Source organism: Pseudomonas sp. CCI1.1 (assembly GCF_034348165.1).
Classification (GTDB): Bacteria; Pseudomonadota; Gammaproteobacteria; order Pseudomonadales; family Pseudomonadaceae; genus Aquipseudomonas; species Aquipseudomonas paracarnis.
Genome location: NZ_CP133780.1, coordinates 2,101,047 through 2,120,604, shown reverse-complemented (window position 1 = coordinate 2,120,604; position 19,558 = coordinate 2,101,047). Strand labels below are relative to the sequence as shown.

Sequence of the window (19,558 nt, the reverse complement as noted above, 5' to 3'; positions counted from 1 at the left end):
AGACCTAGAGGTACTTGGTAATTTGTTTGAACGCTTCCAATGGTGCGCGCTCGCCATTGTTCAAGGCCGAGACGGTGTCCTCCAGGCAGTGATCGATGTGATCCTGAATGAGCGTGCGCTTGGCTTGGCACACCGCTTTTTCAACAGCGTGTAGCTGCTGGGCGATGTCCACGCACTGACGACCCTCTTCGATCATGGTGATGATGCCGCGTAAATGGCCGTCTGCCCGCTTGAGACGCTTGATGATCGCCTCGTGACTTTGGTGGGTGTGGGGATGGCTGTGTTCGTGTTCGTGCTCACTCATGACTTGAGCCTCAGGCATCATTGAATTACGCTGGCATCCTATCCCCCCTAGGGGGATATGGTCAAACGCATAAAATCCCTACAAAACGAGTTGAAATCCGAACGCTATGTTCAGCAGAACACTGACAACAACGGTGGTAATCGCGCTTGCTCTCGCCATGTTTGTGGCCTGGGCCGGGCATACCTATACGTTGTCGGTAACGTCGAAACCGCCTGCCTGGGAGATTGCGCAAGACGCCCATCACTCCCATGAAGAGCAAGCCGAGATGTCGTGTGCGAGCTGCTCGGATCACTATCACTCGCCGTTGACCCCTGATCATCAGCACGAAACGCCACAGTTGACCTCCGCGTTGAGTTTGGCCACTCAGCCAAAGCTCTCTATGCAGGTCGATGCGCCACGCTATTCCGTTCCCCGCCCGCCGATTTTCTTGATCGAGCGACCACCGCGTCCTTCGTTCGCATCCTGACCATGGCCGCACCGCGGCCTTTGATCCCTGCAACGTAGGATTGATCTATGCATTTGCACTCGATGAGCGGCGTTGGCGCATTTACTGCGCCTTCGCGTCGCCTGCTACTGCTGCTGTTTTTATTTGTCGCGTCACTTTTCCTTGCAATGCCCGAGGCGATGGCTCATGCCGTCGCCGAAGGTGACAAGGGATTCATCCAGGAAAGCTCCGGCGTCATGTTGCTGCCCTTCATCTACATGGGCGCCAAACACATGATGACGGGCTATGACCACCTGCTGTTTCTGTTCGGGGTGATCTTCTTCCTCTACCGTCTGAAAGATGTGGGGCTTTACGTCACGCTATTCGCCGTAGGCCACTCGGTCACGCTGCTGCTGGGTGTGCTGAATGAGATCAGCATCAGCTCTTACATCATTGACGCCATCATCGGTTTCTCGGTGGTGTACAAGGCGCTCGACAACCTAGGCGCATTCCAGCGTTGGTTCGGTTTCCAACCCAACACCAAAGTGGCCACGCTGATCTTCGGCCTGCTCCACGGTTTCGGTTTGGCGACCAAGATCCAGGAGTACGAAATCTCGCCTGATGGCCTGATTCCGAACCTGATCGCCTTCAACGTTGGTGTCGAGATCGGCCAATTGCTGGCCCTCAGCGCGATTCTCATTCTGATGGGGTATTGGCGACGTACGGGCAGTTTCTGGCGCCACGCCTATACCGCCAACGTCGCCATGATGAGTGCCGGTTTCCTCCTGATGGGTTACCAAATCACCGGCCTGTTTGTCTCCGCGTAAGGAATTCTGACTATGTTCAATACTCCGCTTCCAACTGTTAATGAATTGCCTAGCACTCGCAAACTGGTGCGCTCGACTGTCATTGCCCTACTGACTGCGGTCGGCCTGCTGGTGACCGTGGTCATGCCTTCGGAATACGCCGTTGATCCTACGGGTGTGGGCCGCGCACTGGGTCTGACCCAGATGGGCGAACTGAAGATCATCCTTGCCCAGGAGGCTTTGGCAGATGCAGCCCCACCGCAACCAGTATCTCCAACTCCAGCTCCACAGATTGCGCAAATCCAGCCCGCCGAGATACCTGCGGTTCAGCCAGTGACGACGCCTGCCCCGGCTCTGAAGACGAATCAAATGAGCGTCACGCTCAAGCCAGGTGAAGGGACAGAAATCAAACTGGAAGTGCTGAAGAACAAGACTGTTAGCTATGAGTGGACAGCGGCTGGTGGGCCTTTGAACTACGACACCCATGGCGAGCCTTACAACGGTGAAAAGGGTTACTTTCACAGCTACAACAAGGGCAAGCAGGTCAAAAGTGATAAAGGTGAGTTCACTGCCATTTTTGACGGCACCCACGGTTGGTTCTGGCGTAATCGCAGCAACAACGACGTGACCATCTCACTGAAAACGACCGGCGATTATTTGAGCGTCAAACAATAATTCGAGACGGGGATGGCTGTTCTACTGCCGAAAATGCAGCGTTCAGCCTGACCACAGACCATTTAGTTCATTCATTTTTTGAAGAGCCTCCCCATGAAAACTCCAACCACTCTGATTCGTTCGATGCTCCTGATCTGCTTCCTCGGCCTGATGACGGCATGCGGCGGTGGTGAGAAGAGCGCAACCTCCGAGAGCGCCGAACACGGACACTCACACGAGTAGCACCTTGGAAAACAACATGGCCGCGATTGCGGCCTTGTTTATCTTTACATCTCAATCCATGTGCCTCGTGCTTTGAACGAACGCAGCCTTTTTTTACACATTTACTTCCGGGTAACAGACTCTGTTGGCTCGCGAAGCTAGCGCTCGCAAATAGGCTAGCCAGTTAAGCGGTTCTTATCTTCTATTTTTGCATCGTTCTGTCTCTTGGTTAGGTTCACCAGGCATCAGGCAATCTATGCATCAATGACATATTTATTACAAAAACCATATATCTATTCCCTCTGATGTTTTTGAAGCGAACCTCTGAGCCATTTTTGTAGCTAGCGCCATAACATAGGGCTTTTAGTGAAGTCTGTCGGCGGAGCCCTATCGCTTGATGGATTAATCTGCCGTTGACCCTTTACCTCGCATGCGGAAAAACATATATTCGTTAAACCGCATATGAGCTGAGGCTTCACAATGACCAGCAAAGCCCGTGTCCTGTTCGTCTGTACCGCCAACGCTGCACGATCTCAGTTGGCCCAAGCGTTGCTGAGGCATATCGATTCGGAGCATTTCGAGGCGTTCAGCGCCGGCACAACTCCGACTCAGGTAGATCCGCGCACCTTTGAGGCGCTTTCACACAGCGGTGTGAGTACTGAAGGGTTACGTAGCAAGTCGATAGACGAGTTCCGTGGTGAGCGTTTCGATTACGTCATCACCTTGTGTGATAAAGCCGCATCGGAATGCCTGTCTTTACCTGGAGCCGGTGAGGCATTGGCCTGGAGTTTTGAGGACCCAGTCACCAGCACCAAACCCGATGCCTTCCGTCACACCCTTCACGAAATTCATGAGCGCATCAAGATGTTCGTCTTGGTCAAAAACAAACACTGAGAAAACGATATGGCTGACCATCTGACACCGACCACTGTTTTCAAATGCCTGGCTGACGACACTCGGGTCCGCACGATGATGCTCATCACCCGTGAAGGAGAGCTTTGTGTTTGCGAGCTGACCTGCGCGTTGAACGAGAGTCAGCCAAAAATCTCCAGGCACCTAGCGCAACTGCGTACTTGCGGCCTGTTGTCGGACCGTCGGCAAGGCCAATGGGTGTATTACCGACTGCACCCGAACCTCCCTGACTGGGTTCATCAAGTTCTGACCACTGTGCTCGAAAGCAACAAGCACTGGTTGAGCCCTGATGCCAAACGCCTTGATGAAATGGGTGACCGTCCTGAACGTGCAGCCGTGTGCTGTGAAAGCAAAATCGCCTGATTCCGCCTTCGACTACGAGATCACTCGATGAAAATCCTGTTCCTCTGCACTGCCAATAGCTGTCGCAGCATCCTCTGTGAAGCGGTCTTCAATCACTTGGCGCCGGAAGGCATGAAAGCCTACAGCGCGGGCAGTCAGCCCAAAGGTGAAGTGCATCCGCTGAGTCTCAAGACGTTGGAAAACGCTGGTATTTCGACGGACGGGTTGTTCAGTAAGTCCAGCGATGTCCATGTGAACTTGGCTCCTGATTTCGTCATCACTGTGTGCGACAAGGCTGCCGGTGAAGCCTGTCCGGTATTTTTCGGACCGGCCACTAAGGCCCATTGGGGGCTGGCTGACCCTTCGGAATACCAAGGGACGCAAGAAGAGATCGAGGCGGCTTTTGAAGCCACTTTGGAGCAGATCAGAACCCGTGTTGAAGCCTTCCTGGCTCTACCGCTTTCCCAGCTAAGTGCCGAACAGCTCAAGGCAGAGCTGGCCCTGATTGGCACGCTGTAACCACAGGAGCAATGATCATGAGTAACAGCCGCCTTTCTTTCCTGGACCGTTACTTGACGCTGTGGATTTTTCTCGCCATGGCCTTGGGCATCGGTTTGGGGAGCCTGTTCGAAGGCTGGCCGCAGTGGCTCAACAGTCTTTCTGTGGGCACCACCAACATCCCAATCGCTATCGGCTTGATCGTGATGATGTATCCGCCTCTGGCCAAGGTTCGTTATGAGGAACTGCCGGAGGTCTTCAAGGACAAGCGCATCCTCGTCTTGTCTTTGCTCCAGAACTGGGTCATCGGCCCGGTGTTGATGTTCGCGCTGGCGATCATTTTCTTGAGGGATCAGCCGGAATACATGACGGGCCTGATCCTGATCGGGTTGGCTCGTTGCATCGCGATGGTGCTGGTCTGGAATCAGATCGCGGGAGGCAACAATCAGTACGTCGCCGGGCTGGTAGCGTTCAACAGTATCTTCCAGATCCTGTTTTTCAGTGTGTATGCCTGGGTCTTCCTTGGTCTGCTGCCGCCGCTGTTTGGGTTAGAAGGCAGTGTGATTGAGACCAGCTTTGTCAGTATTGCCGAGTCGGTCCTGATCTACCTGGGTGTACCGTTTCTGGCAGGCTTCCTGACCCGCAGGATCCTCATTGCCCGTAAAGGTGAAGCTTGGTTTCAGGAGCGCTTCATTCCAAAGATCAGTCCGCTGACGCTGGTGGCACTGCTGTTGACCATCGTGGCCATGTTCAGCCTCAAAGGTGACGTGGTACTGCAATTGCCATTGGATGTGTTGCGTATCGCAATCCCTCTGACGATCTACTTCGTGGTGATGTTCTTCATCAGCTTCTGGATGGGCAAGCTGCTCAAGGCTGACTATCCGCGCACCACCGCGCTGGCTTTTACAGCCGCAAGCAACAACTTCGAACTGGCGATTGCCGTGGCCATTGCCACCTTCGGCCTGGCTTCCCCGGTCGCTTTCGCCACGGTGATTGGCCCGCTGGTGGAAGTGCCGGTATTGATTTCCCTGGTCGGTGTTGCGCTCTGGTTGAAACGCCGCTGGTTCGATGAATCCAAGAGCGCCGTTGCGCAGGACAAAGACTATGTTTGATGACCACATCCCCCAACTCGATACCGAACTGGTTGATCTCCCATCGACTGACAAGCTGGGCATCGAGAAGACTTCTATCCATAAACCACGCATTTTGCTGTTGTACGGATCGACCCGTGAGCGCTCCTTCAGTCGCCTGCTAGTCGAGGAGGCCGCTCGATTGCTGGAGCACTTCGGCGCCGAGGCGCGGGTTTTCAATCCGTCAGGCTTGCCGCTACCAGATGACGCCCCCGACGATCATCCCCGTGTGAAGGAACTGCGCGAGCTGATGCTGTGGTCCGAGGGGCAGGTTTGGTGCTCTCCAGAACGTCACGGCTCCATGAGCGCGGTGTTCAAGGCGCAGATTGATTGGGTGCCACTCGCGATGGGCGCGGTACGCCCGACCCAGGGTAAAACCCTTGCGGTCATGCAGGTGTGCGGTGGCTCGCAGTCGTTCAACGTGGTCAATCAGCTGCGAGTGTTGGGACGTTGGATGCGCATGTTCACCATCCCCAACCAATCCTCCGTGCCGAAGGCCTATATGGAATTCGACGATAACGGCCGGATGAAGCCTTCTCCGTTCTACGACCGCGTCGTTGATGTGATGGAAGAGTTGGTGAAATTCACGCTGCTGCTTCGCGACCGCCAAGACTATCTGGTGGATCGTTATTCCGAGCGCAAAGAGTCGGCGGAAGAACTCATGAAACGTGTCAATCAGCGCTCCATCTGAGGATTTTTTACCGTGCCACAACACCCTTATTCCGTACTGCCTCTGGCACAGTTCAATGGCCAATTGATCTTCACCCCGTGCCCAGGCACGAAGGGCACCCGACCATTCGAGGCGTTGCAAACCCTTAAGGATGCGGGGGCATCGGCGTTGCTGACGCTGATGCCGACCGAGGAGTTGCTTCAGAACGAGATCGACCTGCTGCCCGAAGAGTGCCAAATGCTCGGCATCGAGTGGTTTCACCTGCCAGTAGAAGACGATCAAGCGCCTGGCGAAGCATTTAAAGCCGCTTGGGCGCAGCACCATCCGCGACTCAAGCAATTGCTGACCGAAGGGAAAACCATCGCCATCCATTGCAAGGGCGGCTCGGGCCGTACCGGTTTGGTCGCCGCTCAACTGTTGATCGAGAGCGGTGTGCCCTTCAGCGATGCCATCCGCGATGTTCAGTCGTTGCGTCCGCGTGCCATTCAGCATCCTGCCCACATTGAATACATCGGCCAGTTTGACACTCAGTCGAACTCCCACTGACAACAGATACAGAGCACAACAACATGACTATCAAAGTTGGCATCAATGGTTTTGGTCGGATCGGTCGCCTCACGCTGCGCGCCGCTTGGAACTGGCCAGAATTCGAATTCGTGCAGATCAACGATCCGGCAGGCGATGCAGTAACCCATGCGCACCTGATCAACTTCGACTCTGTGCATGGTCGTTGGCACAACGAAGCCAGCGCAGAAGGCGATCAGGTGGTGATTGGCGGCAAGCGCATCAAGGTGACCGCGAACAAAGCGATTGCCGACACCGACTGGTCGGGTTGCGATCTGGTGATCGAGGCCAGCGGCAAGATGAAAACCGTTGCTGTGCTTCAGGCTTACCTGGATCAGGGCGTTAAGCGTGTGGTGGTCTGCGCTCCGGTGAAGGAAAAAGGCGCGCTGAACGTCGTCATGGGTGTCAATCATCAGCTGTTCAATGCTGCGGAACATAGCATCGTCACCGCTGCTTCGTGCACCACCAACTGTTTGGCGCCAGTGGTGAAAGTCATCCACGAAAAGCTGGGCATTCGCCACGGTTCGATCACCACCATCCACGACCTGACCAACACACAAAGCATTCTCGATCAGCCGCACAAGGATCTGCGCCGTGCGCGTGCCTCCGGTATGAGCCTGATCCCAACCAGTACGGGTTCGGCCACCGCCATTGCCGAAATCTTCCCGGAGCTGCGTGGACGCCTGAATGGTCACGCCGTGCGCGTGCCGCTGGCCAACGCTTCGCTGACGGACTGTGTCTTTGAGGTCGAGCGAGCCACAACGGTGGAAGAGGTGAACCAACTCCTCAAGGACGCTTCCGAGAACGAGCTGAAAAACATCCTCGGTTTCGAGGAGCGTCCATTGGTATCCATCGACTACCGTACCGATCCGCGCTCATCAATCATCGATGCGCTGTCGACCATGGTCATCAATGGCACTCAGGTCAAACTCTATGCCTGGTACGACAACGAATGGGGCTATGCCAATCGCACCGTCGAACTGGCCAAAATGGTCGGTCTGGCAGTCTAAGGAGTGGTCATGAAAGCGTTGTCAGCCCTCGCTCCGGAAGTGCGGCAGTACCTGCTCGTCACGGGCAACTACTGGGCCTTCACCCTCACTGACGGCGCCTTGCGCATGTTGGTGGTGTTGCACTTTCACGCGTTGGGCTACAGCCCACTGCAAATCGCGGCATTGTTTCTGTTCTACGAACTCTTTGGCGTGATCACTAACCTGGTGGGTGGCTACCTCGGCGCTCGGCTGGGTCTGAACCGAACCATGAACATCGGGCTGGGCCTCCAGGTCGCGGCGCTGTTGATGCTGACGGTTCCGGTAGCCTGGCTAACCATCCCTTGGGTGATGGGCGCTCAGGCACTATCGGGAATTGCCAAAGACCTGAACAAGATGAGTGCCAAAAGCTCCATCAAGCTTCTGGTCCCCGATGGGCAGCAGGGCAAGCTCTACAAGTGGGTGGCGATCCTCACCGGCTCGAAGAACGCACTCAAGGGTGTCGGCTTCTTTCTTGGTGGAGCCTTGCTGGCACTCATCGGCTTCAAAGGCGCCTTGCTGGCCATGGCGGGTGTCCTGGCGCTGATCTGGATCAGCAGCTTGATCCTGTTAAAGAAGGACCTGGGCAAGGCCAAAGCCACGCCAAAATTTCGCGACATCCTGTCCAAAAGCCGGGCGATCAATATCCTTTCAGCGGCCCGAATGTTCCTGTTCGGCGCCCGCGATGTGTGGTTTGTGGTGGCCTTGCCGGTGTACCTGAGCAGCGTGTTCGGCTGGGACTTCTGGGAGGTTGGCGGCTTCCTCGCGGCCTGGGTGATTGGCTACGGCATTGTGCAGTCCTTCGCGCCCAACATCACCGGCAAGAAACGTGGCCATGTACCGGATGGTCGTGCGGCATTTCTGTGGGCACTTGCACTGGCAGGTCTGCCGGCGGCCATTGCTCTTGGACTGAACACAGGTTTGTCGCAGCAGATGGTGCTGCTCGGCGGGTTAATGGTCTTTGGCGCGCTGTTCGCGGTGAATTCGTCTCTGCACAGCTACCTGATTGTCTCTTACGCCAAGGAAGACGGGGTGTCGCTGGATGTAGGTTTTTATTACATGTCGAACGCTATGGGACGGTTGATAGGCACGGTGCTCTCCGGCTGGGTTTATCAGGTGTATGGGCTGGGTGCGTGCTTGTGGATATCGAGCGCATTCGTGCTGCTCGCAGCACTGATCTCTATTGCGTTACCGAGGCATGCCGAAGCGTTTTAATCACCCCTAAAGGCGGCTTGGAGTCGAACGCTGTGTGAGAATGTCATTGATCTCAAACAAGGATGCCACTCTCATGGCGAAGCTGCCGATCAGCGCAAAGAGTTTCGACGAAGGCTTGACGGAAATTCAGCGCATTATTCGACGCTACGACCCGCTCAGCTTATTGGAAGCGGCGTTGAGGTATCTGTACAGTCCCACCAAAGATCGCTTTGAGCAGGCATCCAAGCAGCCATGGTTGATCATGTTGTTTATTAAATGGACTTTTCTAGATCCATTAGTAAATAGCCCATTGAGGCGCCCCTCAATCTCTCAGAATGAAATGCTTGAGTTGCTACAAAAGGTCCTTGACCTGACGGAAACCGGTAGCCTGCCCGATGAGTACGAAGACGTACGGCTTTTTTTCCGGGCGGTGGCCTACCAGCAGTTTTTTCATCAGACAGAGAGCGGCTTGGTTGATATTGCTCGTCAGGAGCTTTTGTTCGCAAAAGTCCCGGAAAATCATTATTTCAAAACTCGTTTCCTGAATGGCACTGGGGTGTCCATACAGGACTTTCTGCGTCTTTCTTTTGCGGTCCTTGCTAGCACGAAGAAAAGTGGTCCTGTACTTCAGCGAGCCACTCTTTTTGGTCTCTGTCCAGCCTTTACACCGATGGCTGTAGACGCCTATCTACGTACCATTTCTGTCGAAGTTGGAGATTTGCATCGCACCTTAGAAGAGGTAGACAAGGACGGACGCCACCCGAACGAGTATTTGCAGCAAACGCCCTTCCTAAAATTCCCATTCATCAAGGTTCGCTCCGAATATTTGTGTGTGTCCCCTCATGTTCTTGAGCGATCCTTGGGACATTTCATCTACGACTACCTCAAGCGAGCTGACGTAGACGGGTTCAATAACGCTTTTGGAAAGTCGTTTGAAAAATATGTAGGCGACTGGTTGAGCAAGTCAGGGTTGCCGACAGCCAACGAGAGCGAATTGACTCTGGTCCTGCCTGGTCAAGGGAAAGTCGTCGATTTCATTGCTGCTGATGGTGATTCGAATGTGCTGATCGACGCCAAAGGTGTGGAAATGGCGCAGCGGGGTATGGTTGCGTTTCAACGGGGGGATGTTCGTCGAGCGACCCAAACGTCCTTGATTAAAGCTTTCGAACAAGGGCATGAAGTTGCTGCTCGAATCGCTTCGATGGGCGGTGATCATCCCGTGATTCGTCAGCGCTCCTCAACCTACTTGCTGGCTATTACATACAAAGAGCTGTACATCGGGAACGGAGTTACTTTCGCAGCCGTTGTAGGAGATGCAGTGCTCGAAAAAATTCGATCCAAATATGCTGAGCAACATTTGATCCCCGTCGAAAATATTTACTTCCTCACGATCCATGAATTTGAAGAGCTGATGAGTCTGGTAGCAAGCCAAAAAATTGGTTTAGTAGAAGCCCTGGAGAAGGCTAAGCAAGCTGATTCTGAGCGGATGACCCAAAAATTCAATTTCGAGCTGCATATCCATGAGTGGTCGAAGCAACTGGGCAGAGAGCAACCATTACGAGAAATCCTCAAATCGATGGTGGATGAAATGCGCGTTGCGTTTCCTGCTCAGCCCGAGACAGCGGCGCAGAAATAAATCGGGACGCAGTTCGTCAATCACTTCAATTTCGCGCTGATAATGCTGGCTTAATTCAGGTCCAGTGATATCGCCTGGATCAGGGCCTTTCGATAGACCGCTGAGAACATTCATCCAATTGTAAGAGCCATTTGCAGCGACTGCACTCCAGCCCATGAAACGCTATCTGCGGTTTTGCCTTATCTTCTTGATCAGCCTGGCGCTCCCCCTCAGCGGGATGGCGGGTGTTCAGGCACCGACAGAACCTTGTCCAATGAAGACGATGGGCATGGCGATGATGGACGACATGGGCGTGGACTGCTGCAACGAAATGAAAAGCCCTTCCGAGCACGGTAATGGAAGTAGCCGGAGCGCAATGTTGCGTCGGCTTCTGCCACCCGCTTTTTACGAAAACCAATTATTCAGTAACGTAGCGTGAATGGCCGTTATTGGCTGTGGATTCGATCAATCAATGCTATGACTGAAGCTGCGATAATGCTTAGTAGAAAGACAGAGCATGGAGAAGGCATATGCAAGACAGCGGATGGAAGGCGCGCTTAGATATTCTGCGGGACGCAGTGAAAAGAAATATGCTTGACAAGCTAGTCGGACATGGCTGGGAAGCGTCCATAGTCCGTGAGGTTGCCGCAGGAGAGTATGTGGTCGTAAAGGCGTCTAGAGGCGGGGCGGAGCGTTCGGCCGCAGTACTCTATTCGTCAGCGACGAGCAACAATGTATACAAGCAACTGGCTGGAGAGGTGTCCGTTATCTTTTTTAACGGACAGCCGTACATGGTTGAGTCATTCGCTATGGGGGTATCCATTCCCGTGAAGCCGATTGACGATTTTCAACCCCTTCTCATCGAATGGAACCGTGAAAGCAGCACTGGAAAGTTTGCGCCTACGACAATGAAAGCAGAAGAGACGAGCATTGAAGAATTGCAGGCACCGCGGCGAGTGCTGCTTTCAGAAACTCCGATAGAAGCAGTCTGGGCGAGGCTTGCTCAGTTAAAAAGTGCGACTCTTGCTCGAAAGATGGTCGACCGTCGCGCTCAACTTGAAAGCCTAAGCCTTGAGCCGTCGACTATTGTGTCAAAGGGAGAGGGCGTTGCTTTCGCGCTCCGAAATGCCACCGATTATTTCAGTGCCATTGATCGAAGAAATGTCAGTCAACGTGTACTCAATCTGTATTACGGCACAATGTCGTTCGCATTGCCGAGATGCTTGCTTCACCAAGTGGTCCTCAAACCCTCTCAGAGTTGGAGGCAACAACCAAAAAAGGGCATGGCCTTTATACCCATGATGGTTTAGATGACCGATTTGAGAGTTTGGCCATTGGCGCGCTCGTCTCGGGTTTTTTCCCAAGTTGGGTTAAATCGATGTCTGCAAACTCACTTGTCGCTGCCAAACGGAAACCAGACGGTCTGGATGCACTGAAAGCACTGCCCGTTGAAAGCTGGCTTACGATGGAGCAGCTGTTTTCTCGGATACCTGAGGTTGCGGATCTTTTTGAGGACATATTTGAAGGTAAACCTTCTTGGGTAACTCCTGCTTACGATCAAGAAAGTAATGGTCGGCACCACCGTGCGACGACGACCTACGCTCTTTTGATAGATGAGTCTGGGCGAATGACGGTGGATGATATTGCTGCTTTTCCTGGGGCAATTCGCGAGATCATCCAAGTTTCGTCTAGGTCATCAGCAAGCCATTTCCGTGTGGCAATTGATCATCCGGAGTCGAGTATTTGGTGGGATGCACTTCAGCTACATCACAGCCCATTTAAAAGACATGCGCTAATGCTGCCTCTCTTTGGAACGATAAATGAGTATCGAGCGACATGTTTGGTGTTGCTCTATGCGTTGTCCATTCTGGTTCGCTATCGTCCAAGCCTATGGCGGCAGATACAGGAAGGGGAGCTTGATCATTTCAGGTCACTGATCGAGACGTTCCTCTCAGCAGTTGAGCGCATTCTTCCAGAACAGTTTCTGGAGAAAATTACCGGTCAGTCGATCTCTGTACATCAACCCGGCTCGTTTTTTTCCTAGGGGGGGGCTGACGATCTTGAGCGTTCCTCCATCCGCTTTCAGTTGATAAATTCGGGAAACCTACCTATCCGATTGAGGCAGCAGGGGGCCAGTGGTGGCGTACGCTGGAAAAGACATCATCGACTCGGAAGGTGGGTGCTCATAGGTTGAGGACAGCACGGCACTGAGTCGGTCGCCCAACAGGTTCCAGGCTTTTTTCTTCTCTTCGGCATAGTCGTGATGCAGGTAGTGGCGTCTCACCCGCGAGCCGGCCAGCACATGATTTTGGCAACGATCGATGACGTCCAGGCTGACCCCCAAGGCCTGCATCATGGTGGCGCCCGTGCGGCGCAGGTCATGCGGCGTCCAGTCGCCGTTCTGGCCGTCGGCAAGGACCAAGGTATCGTCGTGACGCCGTCTGGAAAGGGCCTTGCGGTTTTTGAACCGGGCTTGGCGGTCACCCACCTGTTTGCTCACCACCTTCACGTCCACATGCCCATCATCCTGCTTGTTCGGAAAGCACCATTGGCTATGTCCTGTCAGGGTCTTGAGTTCCTGAAAGAAATGCAGGCCGAAGGGGGAGAGGAAGACATGGTGGTCTTGTTTCTTGCCGCGGGAGCCTTTGACGTTTTCGCTCGGGAGGAACCAGGTCTGCTGGTCTAGATCGACATTTTTCCATTCGGCCTGCAGCAACTCGCCAATCCGGCATAGCGTGCCCAGGCTGATCCAGAGCGCGAGCTGCGTTTCCTTCTTTAGCGGACGAATGCCGTCGTATTTTTGGCCCGCGGGGAGGGCGTCGTAATCGGCGGTCATTTGCTGGAAGCGGTTGTGCAGTTCCAACAGCTCAGCCGGCGAAAGGATGCGGCTTCTTTCGGCTTCGTAGTCGGCAGGGATCAAGGGGGAGATGTCGACCAGCTCAGTTGGATCACCCTCGAGCAATAAGGCCCGCCAAGGTTGGCGCTTTCTAGCCCAGCTAAACATCTGGGTGAGGTCGGCGAAGAAACTGATGGCTTGCCGGTGAGCGCCGCGGTTGACCACGGTGCGGATCAGCGCCCGAACATCGTGTTCGGACACACTGCTGACCGCTGTCTTGCCAAGTGCCGGAAAAAGATCCTTGTTAAAGCGTCGTTGCAACTCGGCATTGCCGTCTTTGCGCGCAACGCCATCCAACAGCCACGCCTTGGCCAGATCCTGGACGGTCAGCGTTTGCACCTTCGTCGTTTTTACTTGTTCGGCCTCTACGTTAGCCGCGGCGTAGGCCTGTGCCTTGGCGGTTTTCTTCTGCTCGTTGGGATTGATCTGCTCATCGATGAGCGCACGGGCCTGGTTGCGGGCCTTGCGGATGTCCGTCAGGGATTTGCGCGGCCAGGACCCGCAGGAGTACTCTTTGTTCTGCTCGCCCCAGCGATACCGATAGAAAAAGCTGACCGACACACCGTCCTTACGGACTGAGATTCGACCGGCGAGATTGCCATCCTCCCTGAGGATGCGGCCGGCATCATTGGCGGTCAGCGACTCGAGTTCTTTGATGGTAATTTTGGCCATGAAACGGACTTCCCCTACTTTTACCCCCACAAAAACGTCGGCTCTTGATGGACGTTACTGGACTCTCGTAGAGCAGAACACCGCTGGAGCTCAAGTAAATACTAGCTTAGAAAAATCCAGAGTACAATTTCGGAGTCTTTCAAGAAGTATGAAAAAGGAGATGGGGTGCTAGGGGTCGAGTGTTCGAATCACTCCGTCCCGACCATTTATTCCTGAGTAAAATCAGTCACTTAAGCCGATAAGATGAATCGGCTTTTTTGTGCCTGCGCAAAACCTGCACAAAACTACCCAGTGATTTCGCAGATATTCAGGTCCGGAACTGCCTCGGACCAGATGATTTCCTCATGGTCTCGCTGGTATTTTTTGTTCATGCCCTCGCTCGCATGACCCGCAGATCTTCTGCCCCTCGAAACGCATGCCTAGGATGTCGGTCCGCCGCTGAGCGATGATAAGCGCCAGGCCGATGGCGTTCTGTAGCCAGGCAGGCGACTTTTCCCTGATAGCCTTCAGGCCCTCAACGGTGTGCCGCTTGCGCTGCTTCTTCTCGACTCGTTTGATGGTGCTGGCCGCTGGGTTGTCCGGGCAGAGGCTCTTGGCTGCGGCGTGGTTGAAAAAGTCGACCAATGGCGCCCGGCATTGGTTGGCTGAGCGCGGGGTGAACCATGATCCCAACATGCTCGACGCTGATTACCGGGATGGGGCTGACGAAGCTGGAAGCTCTGTGGCGGGAGCGGGACGCAGACCTGCTGGCTTAGCAGGTAGCAATGACGATAGCCCGGCCCAGCGCCGGGCTATTGTTTCGCCTCAAGGCAACCCGACTGGTAGGTAATCCATAGCCTTTACCGGGCGGGGCTGCTTTCGGCTCCAGGTTCATACGGATGGGCGTGCAGATCGGCATCAACTTTGTTCTCAGCGCGGCCTTTTCCGTTGAAATCGCCCAGTCGACGACCGAGACCAGCAGAGGTGTCCGCTTGCATGGGGCGCCAGGGGGCGGGTGTTCGAGTCACTCCGTCCCGACCATATTATTCAATGAATTAGCCCAATCGGTGACGGTTGGGCTTTTTCAGGGAATAAATGCCCTTCCCAGCATCCGTCGCCATTTTTCATAATCACCACACACCAAGGAAATTTCCCACATCCAACGCCGGTACCCCGTTGTTAGGCTCCCACTCTTTGACCTAACTTCAAGGAGTTACCTGATGACAAAACGTCTAGCCGCCGAGTTCTTCGGCACATTCTGGCTGGTACTGGGCGGTTGCGGCAGTGCCGTTCTGGCTGCCGCCTTCCCTGAGCTGGGCATCGGCTTTGTCGGCGTGGCCTTGGCATTTGGCTTAACCGTATTAACCATGGCCTACGCCGTCGGCCATATTTCCGGCGGGCATTTCAATCCCGCGGTCACCCTGGGTTTGCTCGCCGCCGGGCGGATTGACGGCAAGGACGTGGCGCCCTACATCCTCACTCAGGTCCTGGGTGCGATTGCAGCTGCCGGGGTGCTGTACCTGATCGCCAGCGGCAAGGCCGGGTTTGATGTGTCGGCCGGGTTTGCCACTAATGGTTATGGTGAGCACTCTCCAGGTGGCTTCTCGTTTCTGTCAGTGGTGGTCACCGAGTTTGTACTCACGGCGTTTTTCCTGCTGATTATCCTGGGTGTTACCGATAAAAAGGCGCCGGCCGGTTTTGCGCCGCTGGCCATCGGGTTCGCCCTGGTCTTGATTCACCTGATCAGCATTCCGGTGAGCAATACATCGGTTAACCCGGCGCGTAGTACGGGCGTGGCACTGTTTCAAGGCGATTGGGCGATAGCCCAGTTGTGGGTGTTCTGGGTGGTGCCTTTGCTCGGTGGCGTGTGTGGTGGGCTGGTGCACAGGTTCGTGTTGGCGACAAAACAGTAATCGCTCAGGCCACCTTTGCTCGGCGAGCTGGCCGTGTTCTTCATGATCGAGCCGCCTTGTAACGGTTGCCCGGGCGCGCCAAACCAAGGTTTTCACGCAGTGTGGTGCCGGTGTATTCGCGACGAAACAAGCCGCGTCGCTGTAATTCGGGAATGACCAGGCGGGCAAAATCCTCCAGCCCGCCCGGCAGGTGCGGTACCAGAATATTGAAGCCATCCGCCGCACCTTCTTCGAACCAGCGCTGCAGTTCATCGGCGATCTGAATCGGCGTGCCGATCACGCTGTAATGACCGCGGCCACCGGCAATGCGTCGGCCCAGTTGCGCCAATGTCAGGTGTTCGCGCTGGGCCAGTTCACTCAGCAGTTGCTGGCGGCTGCGTTGACCGCTGTCGGTCAAGGGTAACTCGGGCAGCGGCCCATCCAGGGGGTAGCCGGACAGGTCGAAATTACCCAACATGCGCCCCAGCAACGCCACCCCCACCTCGGGTTCGACCAGCGCCTGGAACGCTTCGAATTTGGCCTGGGCCAAGGCTTCGGTTTGCCCCACCACCACAAACACGCCCGGCATGATTTTCAGCGAGTCGGCCTCGCGCCCGTATTGGCCCAGGCGAGCTTTGAGGTCGCTATAGAAGGCCTGCGCGTCGGCCAATGAGGTCTGCGCGGTAAACACCACTTCGGCGGTCTGCGCGGCCAGTTCACGACCGGTTTCCGAGGAACCAGCCTGCACGATCAAAGGCTGGCCCTGGGGCGAGCGCGCCACGTTCAGGGGGCCTTTGACTCGGAAGTGTTCGCCCACATGGTCCAGCACATGGCGCTTACTTGGCTCGTAATAGCGCCCGCTGGCCTTGTCGCGCACGAAGGCGTCGTCGTCCCAGCTGTCCCACAGCCCCGTCACCACCTGATGAAATTCCCGTGCGCGGCTGTAGCGTTCGGCATGCCCCAGGTGCTCGTCGCGACCGAAATTCAGCGCCTCGGCCGCGTTATCCGAGGTCACCAGGTTCCAGCCTGCGCGACCGCCGGAGAGGTGATCCAGCGAGGCGAATTTGCGCGCCACGTGGTACGGCTCGTTATAGCTGGTGGTGGCGGTGGCGATCAGGCCGATATGTTCGGTCACGGCACTGAGGGCCGAGAGCAGGGTGAGCGGCTCGAAATGATCCGAGCGCGCCATCTGGCTGGCGACCTCGCCGGTGGCGGCGGCAATGCTGTCGGCCACGAACAGGGCGTCGAACTTCGCCGCTTCCGCCACCCGTGCCAAATGCTTGTAGTGGGCAAAGTCCAGGCCAGCGTTCGCCGGTACGTCGGGGTGGCGCCAGGCGGCCACATGGTGCCCGGTGGCCATCAGGAAGGCGCCGAGTTTGAGTTGACGGCCCATGCTAGAAATCCTTGCGTAGTTGCACGCCGAAGTAACGCTCATCGTCACGAGGCACGGCGCGGTAGATGTAGTTGCCGCCGCTGGCCAGCAGCGGTGAGTAGGATTTGTCAGCGAGGTTCTTCGCCAACAGCGCCACGCGCCAGCCATTGGTGTAGTCGGCCAGGGCCACGCTGGCGTTCCAGAGGCCGTAGGCGCCTTGCTTGGTGTCGAGGTTCTGGCTGATGTCGTACTGCACTTCGCTCTGCCAGCTGTAGTCAGTGCCCAGTTCGATATCCAGGCCGTTCTCCAGGGGGATGCTGTAGTCGGCGCGCACGTAGCTTTTCCAGTCCGGGCTGAACGGCAGTGGTTTGCCATTGACGTTGCAGGTTGCCGCTGCGCCTGGCGGGCACGCGAACTGATCGATGCGCGCTCGGGTATAGGCCAGGGCGCCGGAGAGCTTGAGTTGCTGAGTGGCTTGCAGGGCGTAATCGAGCTCGACGCCTTCGGTGCTGACGCTGCCGGCGTTGATCAGGCGCGTCACGACTTGGCCGGCGACGGTGTCGAAAAAGTTGGCCTGGTAGTTGTCGTAGTCACTGTGGAACACCGCCAGGTTGGTGGTCAGGCGGTTGTTCCAGGCCGTGGCCTTGATTCCGGCTTCCCAAGTATTGGAGGTTTCTGGCTTGAGCGCGTCGGTGTCGCGCGGCTGCATGTTGAAAAACACGTTGTAGGCCGGGCCTTTGTAGCCACGTGAGTAGGTGAGGTAGCTGGTGATGTTGTCGCTGAGGTCGTACTGCACGCCCAGCCGACCGGACCAACCATCCTCGTCTACCGAACCGGAACTCGACGTCGCCGGTTGAATGCCGCTGACGGTAGTGGCAGAGGTGGACACGCGGCGATGGTCGTACTGCAAGTCGTCATGGGTGTAACGCAACCCGGCGATGCCGCGAAAGCGCGAGGTGAAGTTGAGCGTGGTCTCGCCGAACACCGCGTAGCTGTCGCTGGTGGTGCTGTAGTCGGCAATGCCTCTATCGACCCGCGTCGTGGTGGTGAGGGTGCGCTGATAGGTCTCCTCATCCTTGCCATGCATGTAGAACAGGCCGCCGACGTACTCCAGGAACTCGCCTTTGGGCGAGGCCAGGCGCAGCTCCTGGGAGTATTGGTCGAACGCCAGGTCGCCCTTGTCAGCGGTGCCGGGGAACGCGGCGGTGACCGTGCCCAGACGGTCGCCATCCTGATATTGAGTGTTGTCCCAGCCGCGCCAGGCGGTGATTGACGTGAGGGTGTAGTCACCCAGATTCCAATCCAACTGCGCCGACAAGCCCTTGTTAATGTCTTCCACATGGCTGCGGGTATCGGTGTTGATATCGCGGTTGTCACTTGAGGCGCGCACCGGTCTCAAGGCATTGCTGAACGCCGGGCTGAGGGACTTGCTGACCACGCCATTGGGCGCGTCGTCGTGGGATTGCATGTAGTCGGCGATCAGGGTCAGTGTCACGTCGTCGTTGGGCGTGAATTCCAGCTTGCCGCGAATGCCCTTGTGGTTGTAACCGTTGACCTCCTGGCCGTTGTGGCGGTTGTCGACGTTACCGTCGTAGCTGCCGAACAAAGTACTGATCGAGCCCTTGAGCACCTCCGGCACCAGGCTGCCACCGATGCCAAAGCGCGTGCGGCTTTCATGGCCGCTGTAGAACGACTGGTCGATAAAACCGTGGGTCTGGGCAGTCGGCGCCTTACTGGTGATATTCAGCACACCGGCCGACGCGTTCTTGCCGAACAGCGTGCCTTGCGGGCCACGCAGCACTTCGATGCGCTCCAAATCCAACAGGTCGAGTGTGGCCTGGCCGGGGCGTGCATAGACCACGCCATCGATCACCGTAGCCACCGTTGGCTCAACGCCCGGCGAGGTTGAAATGGTGCCCACGCCGCGCACGAACAACGAGGTGTCCTTGTTCGAGGCGCCGGTGCGAAAGTTCAGCGACGGTACTTGCTGCGCGATGCTCGCCACCCCGTTGCGATTGTCACGCTCCAGTTGCTCGCCATCGAGCACCGAGACGGCCACCGGGACTTTTTGCAGCGATTCTTCGCGGCGGGTAGCGGTGACTGTCACGGATTGGAGCGTGGGTTCCTGTTCGTCAGCCGCTACAGCGCCGCAGACGGGCAAGGCGCTGAGGCCAGCCAGAAGCAACAAATGGGTGTGCCGTGGAAAGTTATGCATGCTGTGCCCGCTCGAAAAAATACCCTGGTCCGCTGCGGTTCTGCGACCTTCAGCGCCTGAAAATGTCTTGGGCATTCGCTCGAGCGAGTAGCAGACAGTGCGCTTTGTTAGCGCTAACATCGGCATTATTGAAGGCGTCGGTTTAGAGCGTCAAATACTAAAAAATTAGTTT

Annotated in this window: 19 protein-coding genes and 1 pseudogene; 15 read left to right on the top strand and 5 right to left on the bottom strand. The window is 56.0% G+C overall.

The features are described 5' to 3' along the window. Nucleotides 1–4: 4 nt before the first annotated feature. On the bottom strand, nucleotides 5–304 hold the full coding sequence (locus RHM69_RS09110; protein ID WP_069557030.1) for a metal-sensing transcriptional repressor: 300 nt from the start codon (nucleotides 302–304) through the stop codon (nucleotides 5–7). Nucleotides 305–817: 513 nt separating this feature from the next. On the opposite strand from RHM69_RS09110, the gene RHM69_RS09105 reads away from it, so the two are divergent. The 14 genes and pseudogenes from RHM69_RS09105 to RHM69_RS09040 all read left to right on the top strand — a co-directional run bounded on the left by RHM69_RS09105 (nucleotide 818) and on the right by RHM69_RS09040 (nucleotide 12,404). Next, nucleotides 818–1,555, top strand: a complete 738-nt coding sequence (locus RHM69_RS09105) for a HupE/UreJ family protein (RefSeq protein ID WP_069557029.1) — start codon at nucleotides 818–820, stop codon at nucleotides 1,553–1,555. A gap of 12 nt (nucleotides 1,556–1,567) precedes the next feature. Beyond that, nucleotides 1,568–2,209: a transmembrane anchor protein gene (locus RHM69_RS09100; RefSeq protein WP_069557028.1), complete on the top strand. Its 642-nt coding sequence runs from the start codon at nucleotides 1,568–1,570 to the stop codon at nucleotides 2,207–2,209. A gap of 681 nt (nucleotides 2,210–2,890) precedes the next feature. Continuing rightward, a complete protein-coding gene (locus tag RHM69_RS09095; protein WP_069557027.1) occupies nucleotides 2,891–3,304 on the top strand; it encodes an arsenate reductase ArsC in 414 nt (137 codons plus the stop codon). A gap of 9 nt (nucleotides 3,305–3,313) precedes the next feature. After that, nucleotides 3,314–3,685: a metalloregulator ArsR/SmtB family transcription factor gene (locus RHM69_RS09090; RefSeq protein WP_010455862.1), complete on the top strand. Its 372-nt coding sequence runs from the start codon at nucleotides 3,314–3,316 to the stop codon at nucleotides 3,683–3,685. 27 nt (nucleotides 3,686–3,712) lie between these two features. Then, nucleotides 3,713–4,183, top strand: a complete 471-nt coding sequence (locus tag RHM69_RS09085; RefSeq protein WP_069557026.1) for an arsenate reductase ArsC — start codon at nucleotides 3,713–3,715, stop codon at nucleotides 4,181–4,183. Nucleotides 4,184–4,200: 17 nt separating this feature from the next. After that, complete coding sequence (gene arsB, locus RHM69_RS09080; RefSeq protein ID WP_069557025.1) at nucleotides 4,201–5,274, top strand: ACR3 family arsenite efflux transporter; 1,074 nt, start codon at nucleotides 4,201–4,203, stop codon at nucleotides 5,272–5,274. Continuing rightward, entirely contained in the window at nucleotides 5,267–5,983 is a 717-nt protein-coding gene (gene arsH, locus RHM69_RS09075) for an arsenical resistance protein ArsH (RefSeq protein WP_069557024.1), read from the top strand. The genes arsB and arsH overlap by 8 nt, the downstream gene beginning before the upstream one ends. A 12-nt stretch (nucleotides 5,984–5,995) precedes the next feature. Next, nucleotides 5,996–6,508 carry a cyclin-dependent kinase inhibitor 3 family protein gene (locus tag RHM69_RS09070; protein WP_069557023.1) on the top strand — a complete coding sequence of 171 codons (513 nt, stop codon included), beginning with the start codon at nucleotides 5,996–5,998 and terminating at the stop codon, nucleotides 6,506–6,508. A gap of 23 nt (nucleotides 6,509–6,531) precedes the next feature. After that, on the top strand, nucleotides 6,532–7,536 hold the full coding sequence (locus tag RHM69_RS09065) for an ArsJ-associated glyceraldehyde-3-phosphate dehydrogenase (protein WP_069557022.1): 1,005 nt from the start codon (nucleotides 6,532–6,534) through the stop codon (nucleotides 7,534–7,536). 9 nt (nucleotides 7,537–7,545) lie between these two features. Then, the gene (gene arsJ / locus RHM69_RS09060) at nucleotides 7,546–8,766 is read left to right on the top strand and encodes an organoarsenical effux MFS transporter ArsJ (RefSeq protein WP_069557021.1); all 1,221 of its coding nucleotides are present in this window, start codon (nucleotides 7,546–7,548) and stop codon (nucleotides 8,764–8,766) included. 73 nt (nucleotides 8,767–8,839) lie between these two features. Continuing rightward, nucleotides 8,840–10,381, top strand: a complete 1,542-nt coding sequence (locus RHM69_RS09055; RefSeq protein ID WP_069557020.1) for a hypothetical protein — start codon at nucleotides 8,840–8,842, stop codon at nucleotides 10,379–10,381. Between the two features lie 154 nt (nucleotides 10,382–10,535). Beyond that, nucleotides 10,536–10,715, top strand: a pseudogene (locus tag RHM69_RS09050) (hypothetical protein); the annotation flags it as partial. Between the two features lie 175 nt (nucleotides 10,716–10,890). After that, on the top strand, nucleotides 10,891–11,670 hold the full coding sequence (locus RHM69_RS09045; protein WP_256557699.1) for a hypothetical protein: 780 nt from the start codon (nucleotides 10,891–10,893) through the stop codon (nucleotides 11,668–11,670). Further along, on the top strand, nucleotides 11,580–12,404 hold the full coding sequence (locus RHM69_RS09040) for a YaaC family protein (protein WP_322255493.1): 825 nt from the start codon (nucleotides 11,580–11,582) through the stop codon (nucleotides 12,402–12,404). The genes RHM69_RS09045 and RHM69_RS09040 overlap by 91 nt, the downstream gene beginning before the upstream one ends. Before the next feature lie 60 nt (nucleotides 12,405–12,464). On the opposite strand, the gene RHM69_RS09035 is transcribed toward RHM69_RS09040, so the two are convergent. Together RHM69_RS09035 and RHM69_RS09030 are read right to left on the bottom strand one after the other, a co-directional pair. Further along, entirely contained in the window at nucleotides 12,465–13,928 is a 1,464-nt protein-coding gene (locus RHM69_RS09035) for a tyrosine-type recombinase/integrase (RefSeq protein ID WP_069557018.1), read from the bottom strand. A 342-nt stretch (nucleotides 13,929–14,270) separates the two neighbouring features. Further along, on the bottom strand, nucleotides 14,271–14,603 hold the full coding sequence (locus RHM69_RS09030) for a hypothetical protein (protein WP_058410054.1): 333 nt from the start codon (nucleotides 14,601–14,603) through the stop codon (nucleotides 14,271–14,273). A gap of 524 nt (nucleotides 14,604–15,127) precedes the next feature. On the opposite strand from RHM69_RS09030, the gene aqpZ reads away from it, so the two are divergent. Beyond that, a complete protein-coding gene (aqpZ, locus tag RHM69_RS09025) occupies nucleotides 15,128–15,820 on the top strand; it encodes an aquaporin Z (RefSeq protein ID WP_014719121.1) in 693 nt (230 codons plus the stop codon). Between the two features lie 40 nt (nucleotides 15,821–15,860). Here the strand turns inward: aqpZ and RHM69_RS09020 are convergent, their stop codons facing one another. Together RHM69_RS09020 and RHM69_RS09015 are read right to left on the bottom strand one after the other, a co-directional pair. Continuing rightward, the gene (locus tag RHM69_RS09020) at nucleotides 15,861–17,192 is read right to left on the bottom strand and encodes an LLM class flavin-dependent oxidoreductase (RefSeq protein WP_014719120.1); all 1,332 of its coding nucleotides are present in this window, start codon (nucleotides 17,190–17,192) and stop codon (nucleotides 15,861–15,863) included. 1 nt (nucleotide 17,193) lies between these two features. Beyond that, nucleotides 17,194–19,386 carry a TonB-dependent receptor gene (locus RHM69_RS09015; RefSeq protein ID WP_102666123.1) on the bottom strand — a complete coding sequence of 731 codons (2,193 nt, stop codon included), beginning with the start codon at nucleotides 19,384–19,386 and terminating at the stop codon, nucleotides 17,194–17,196. Nucleotides 19,387–19,558: the final 172 nt, after the last annotated feature.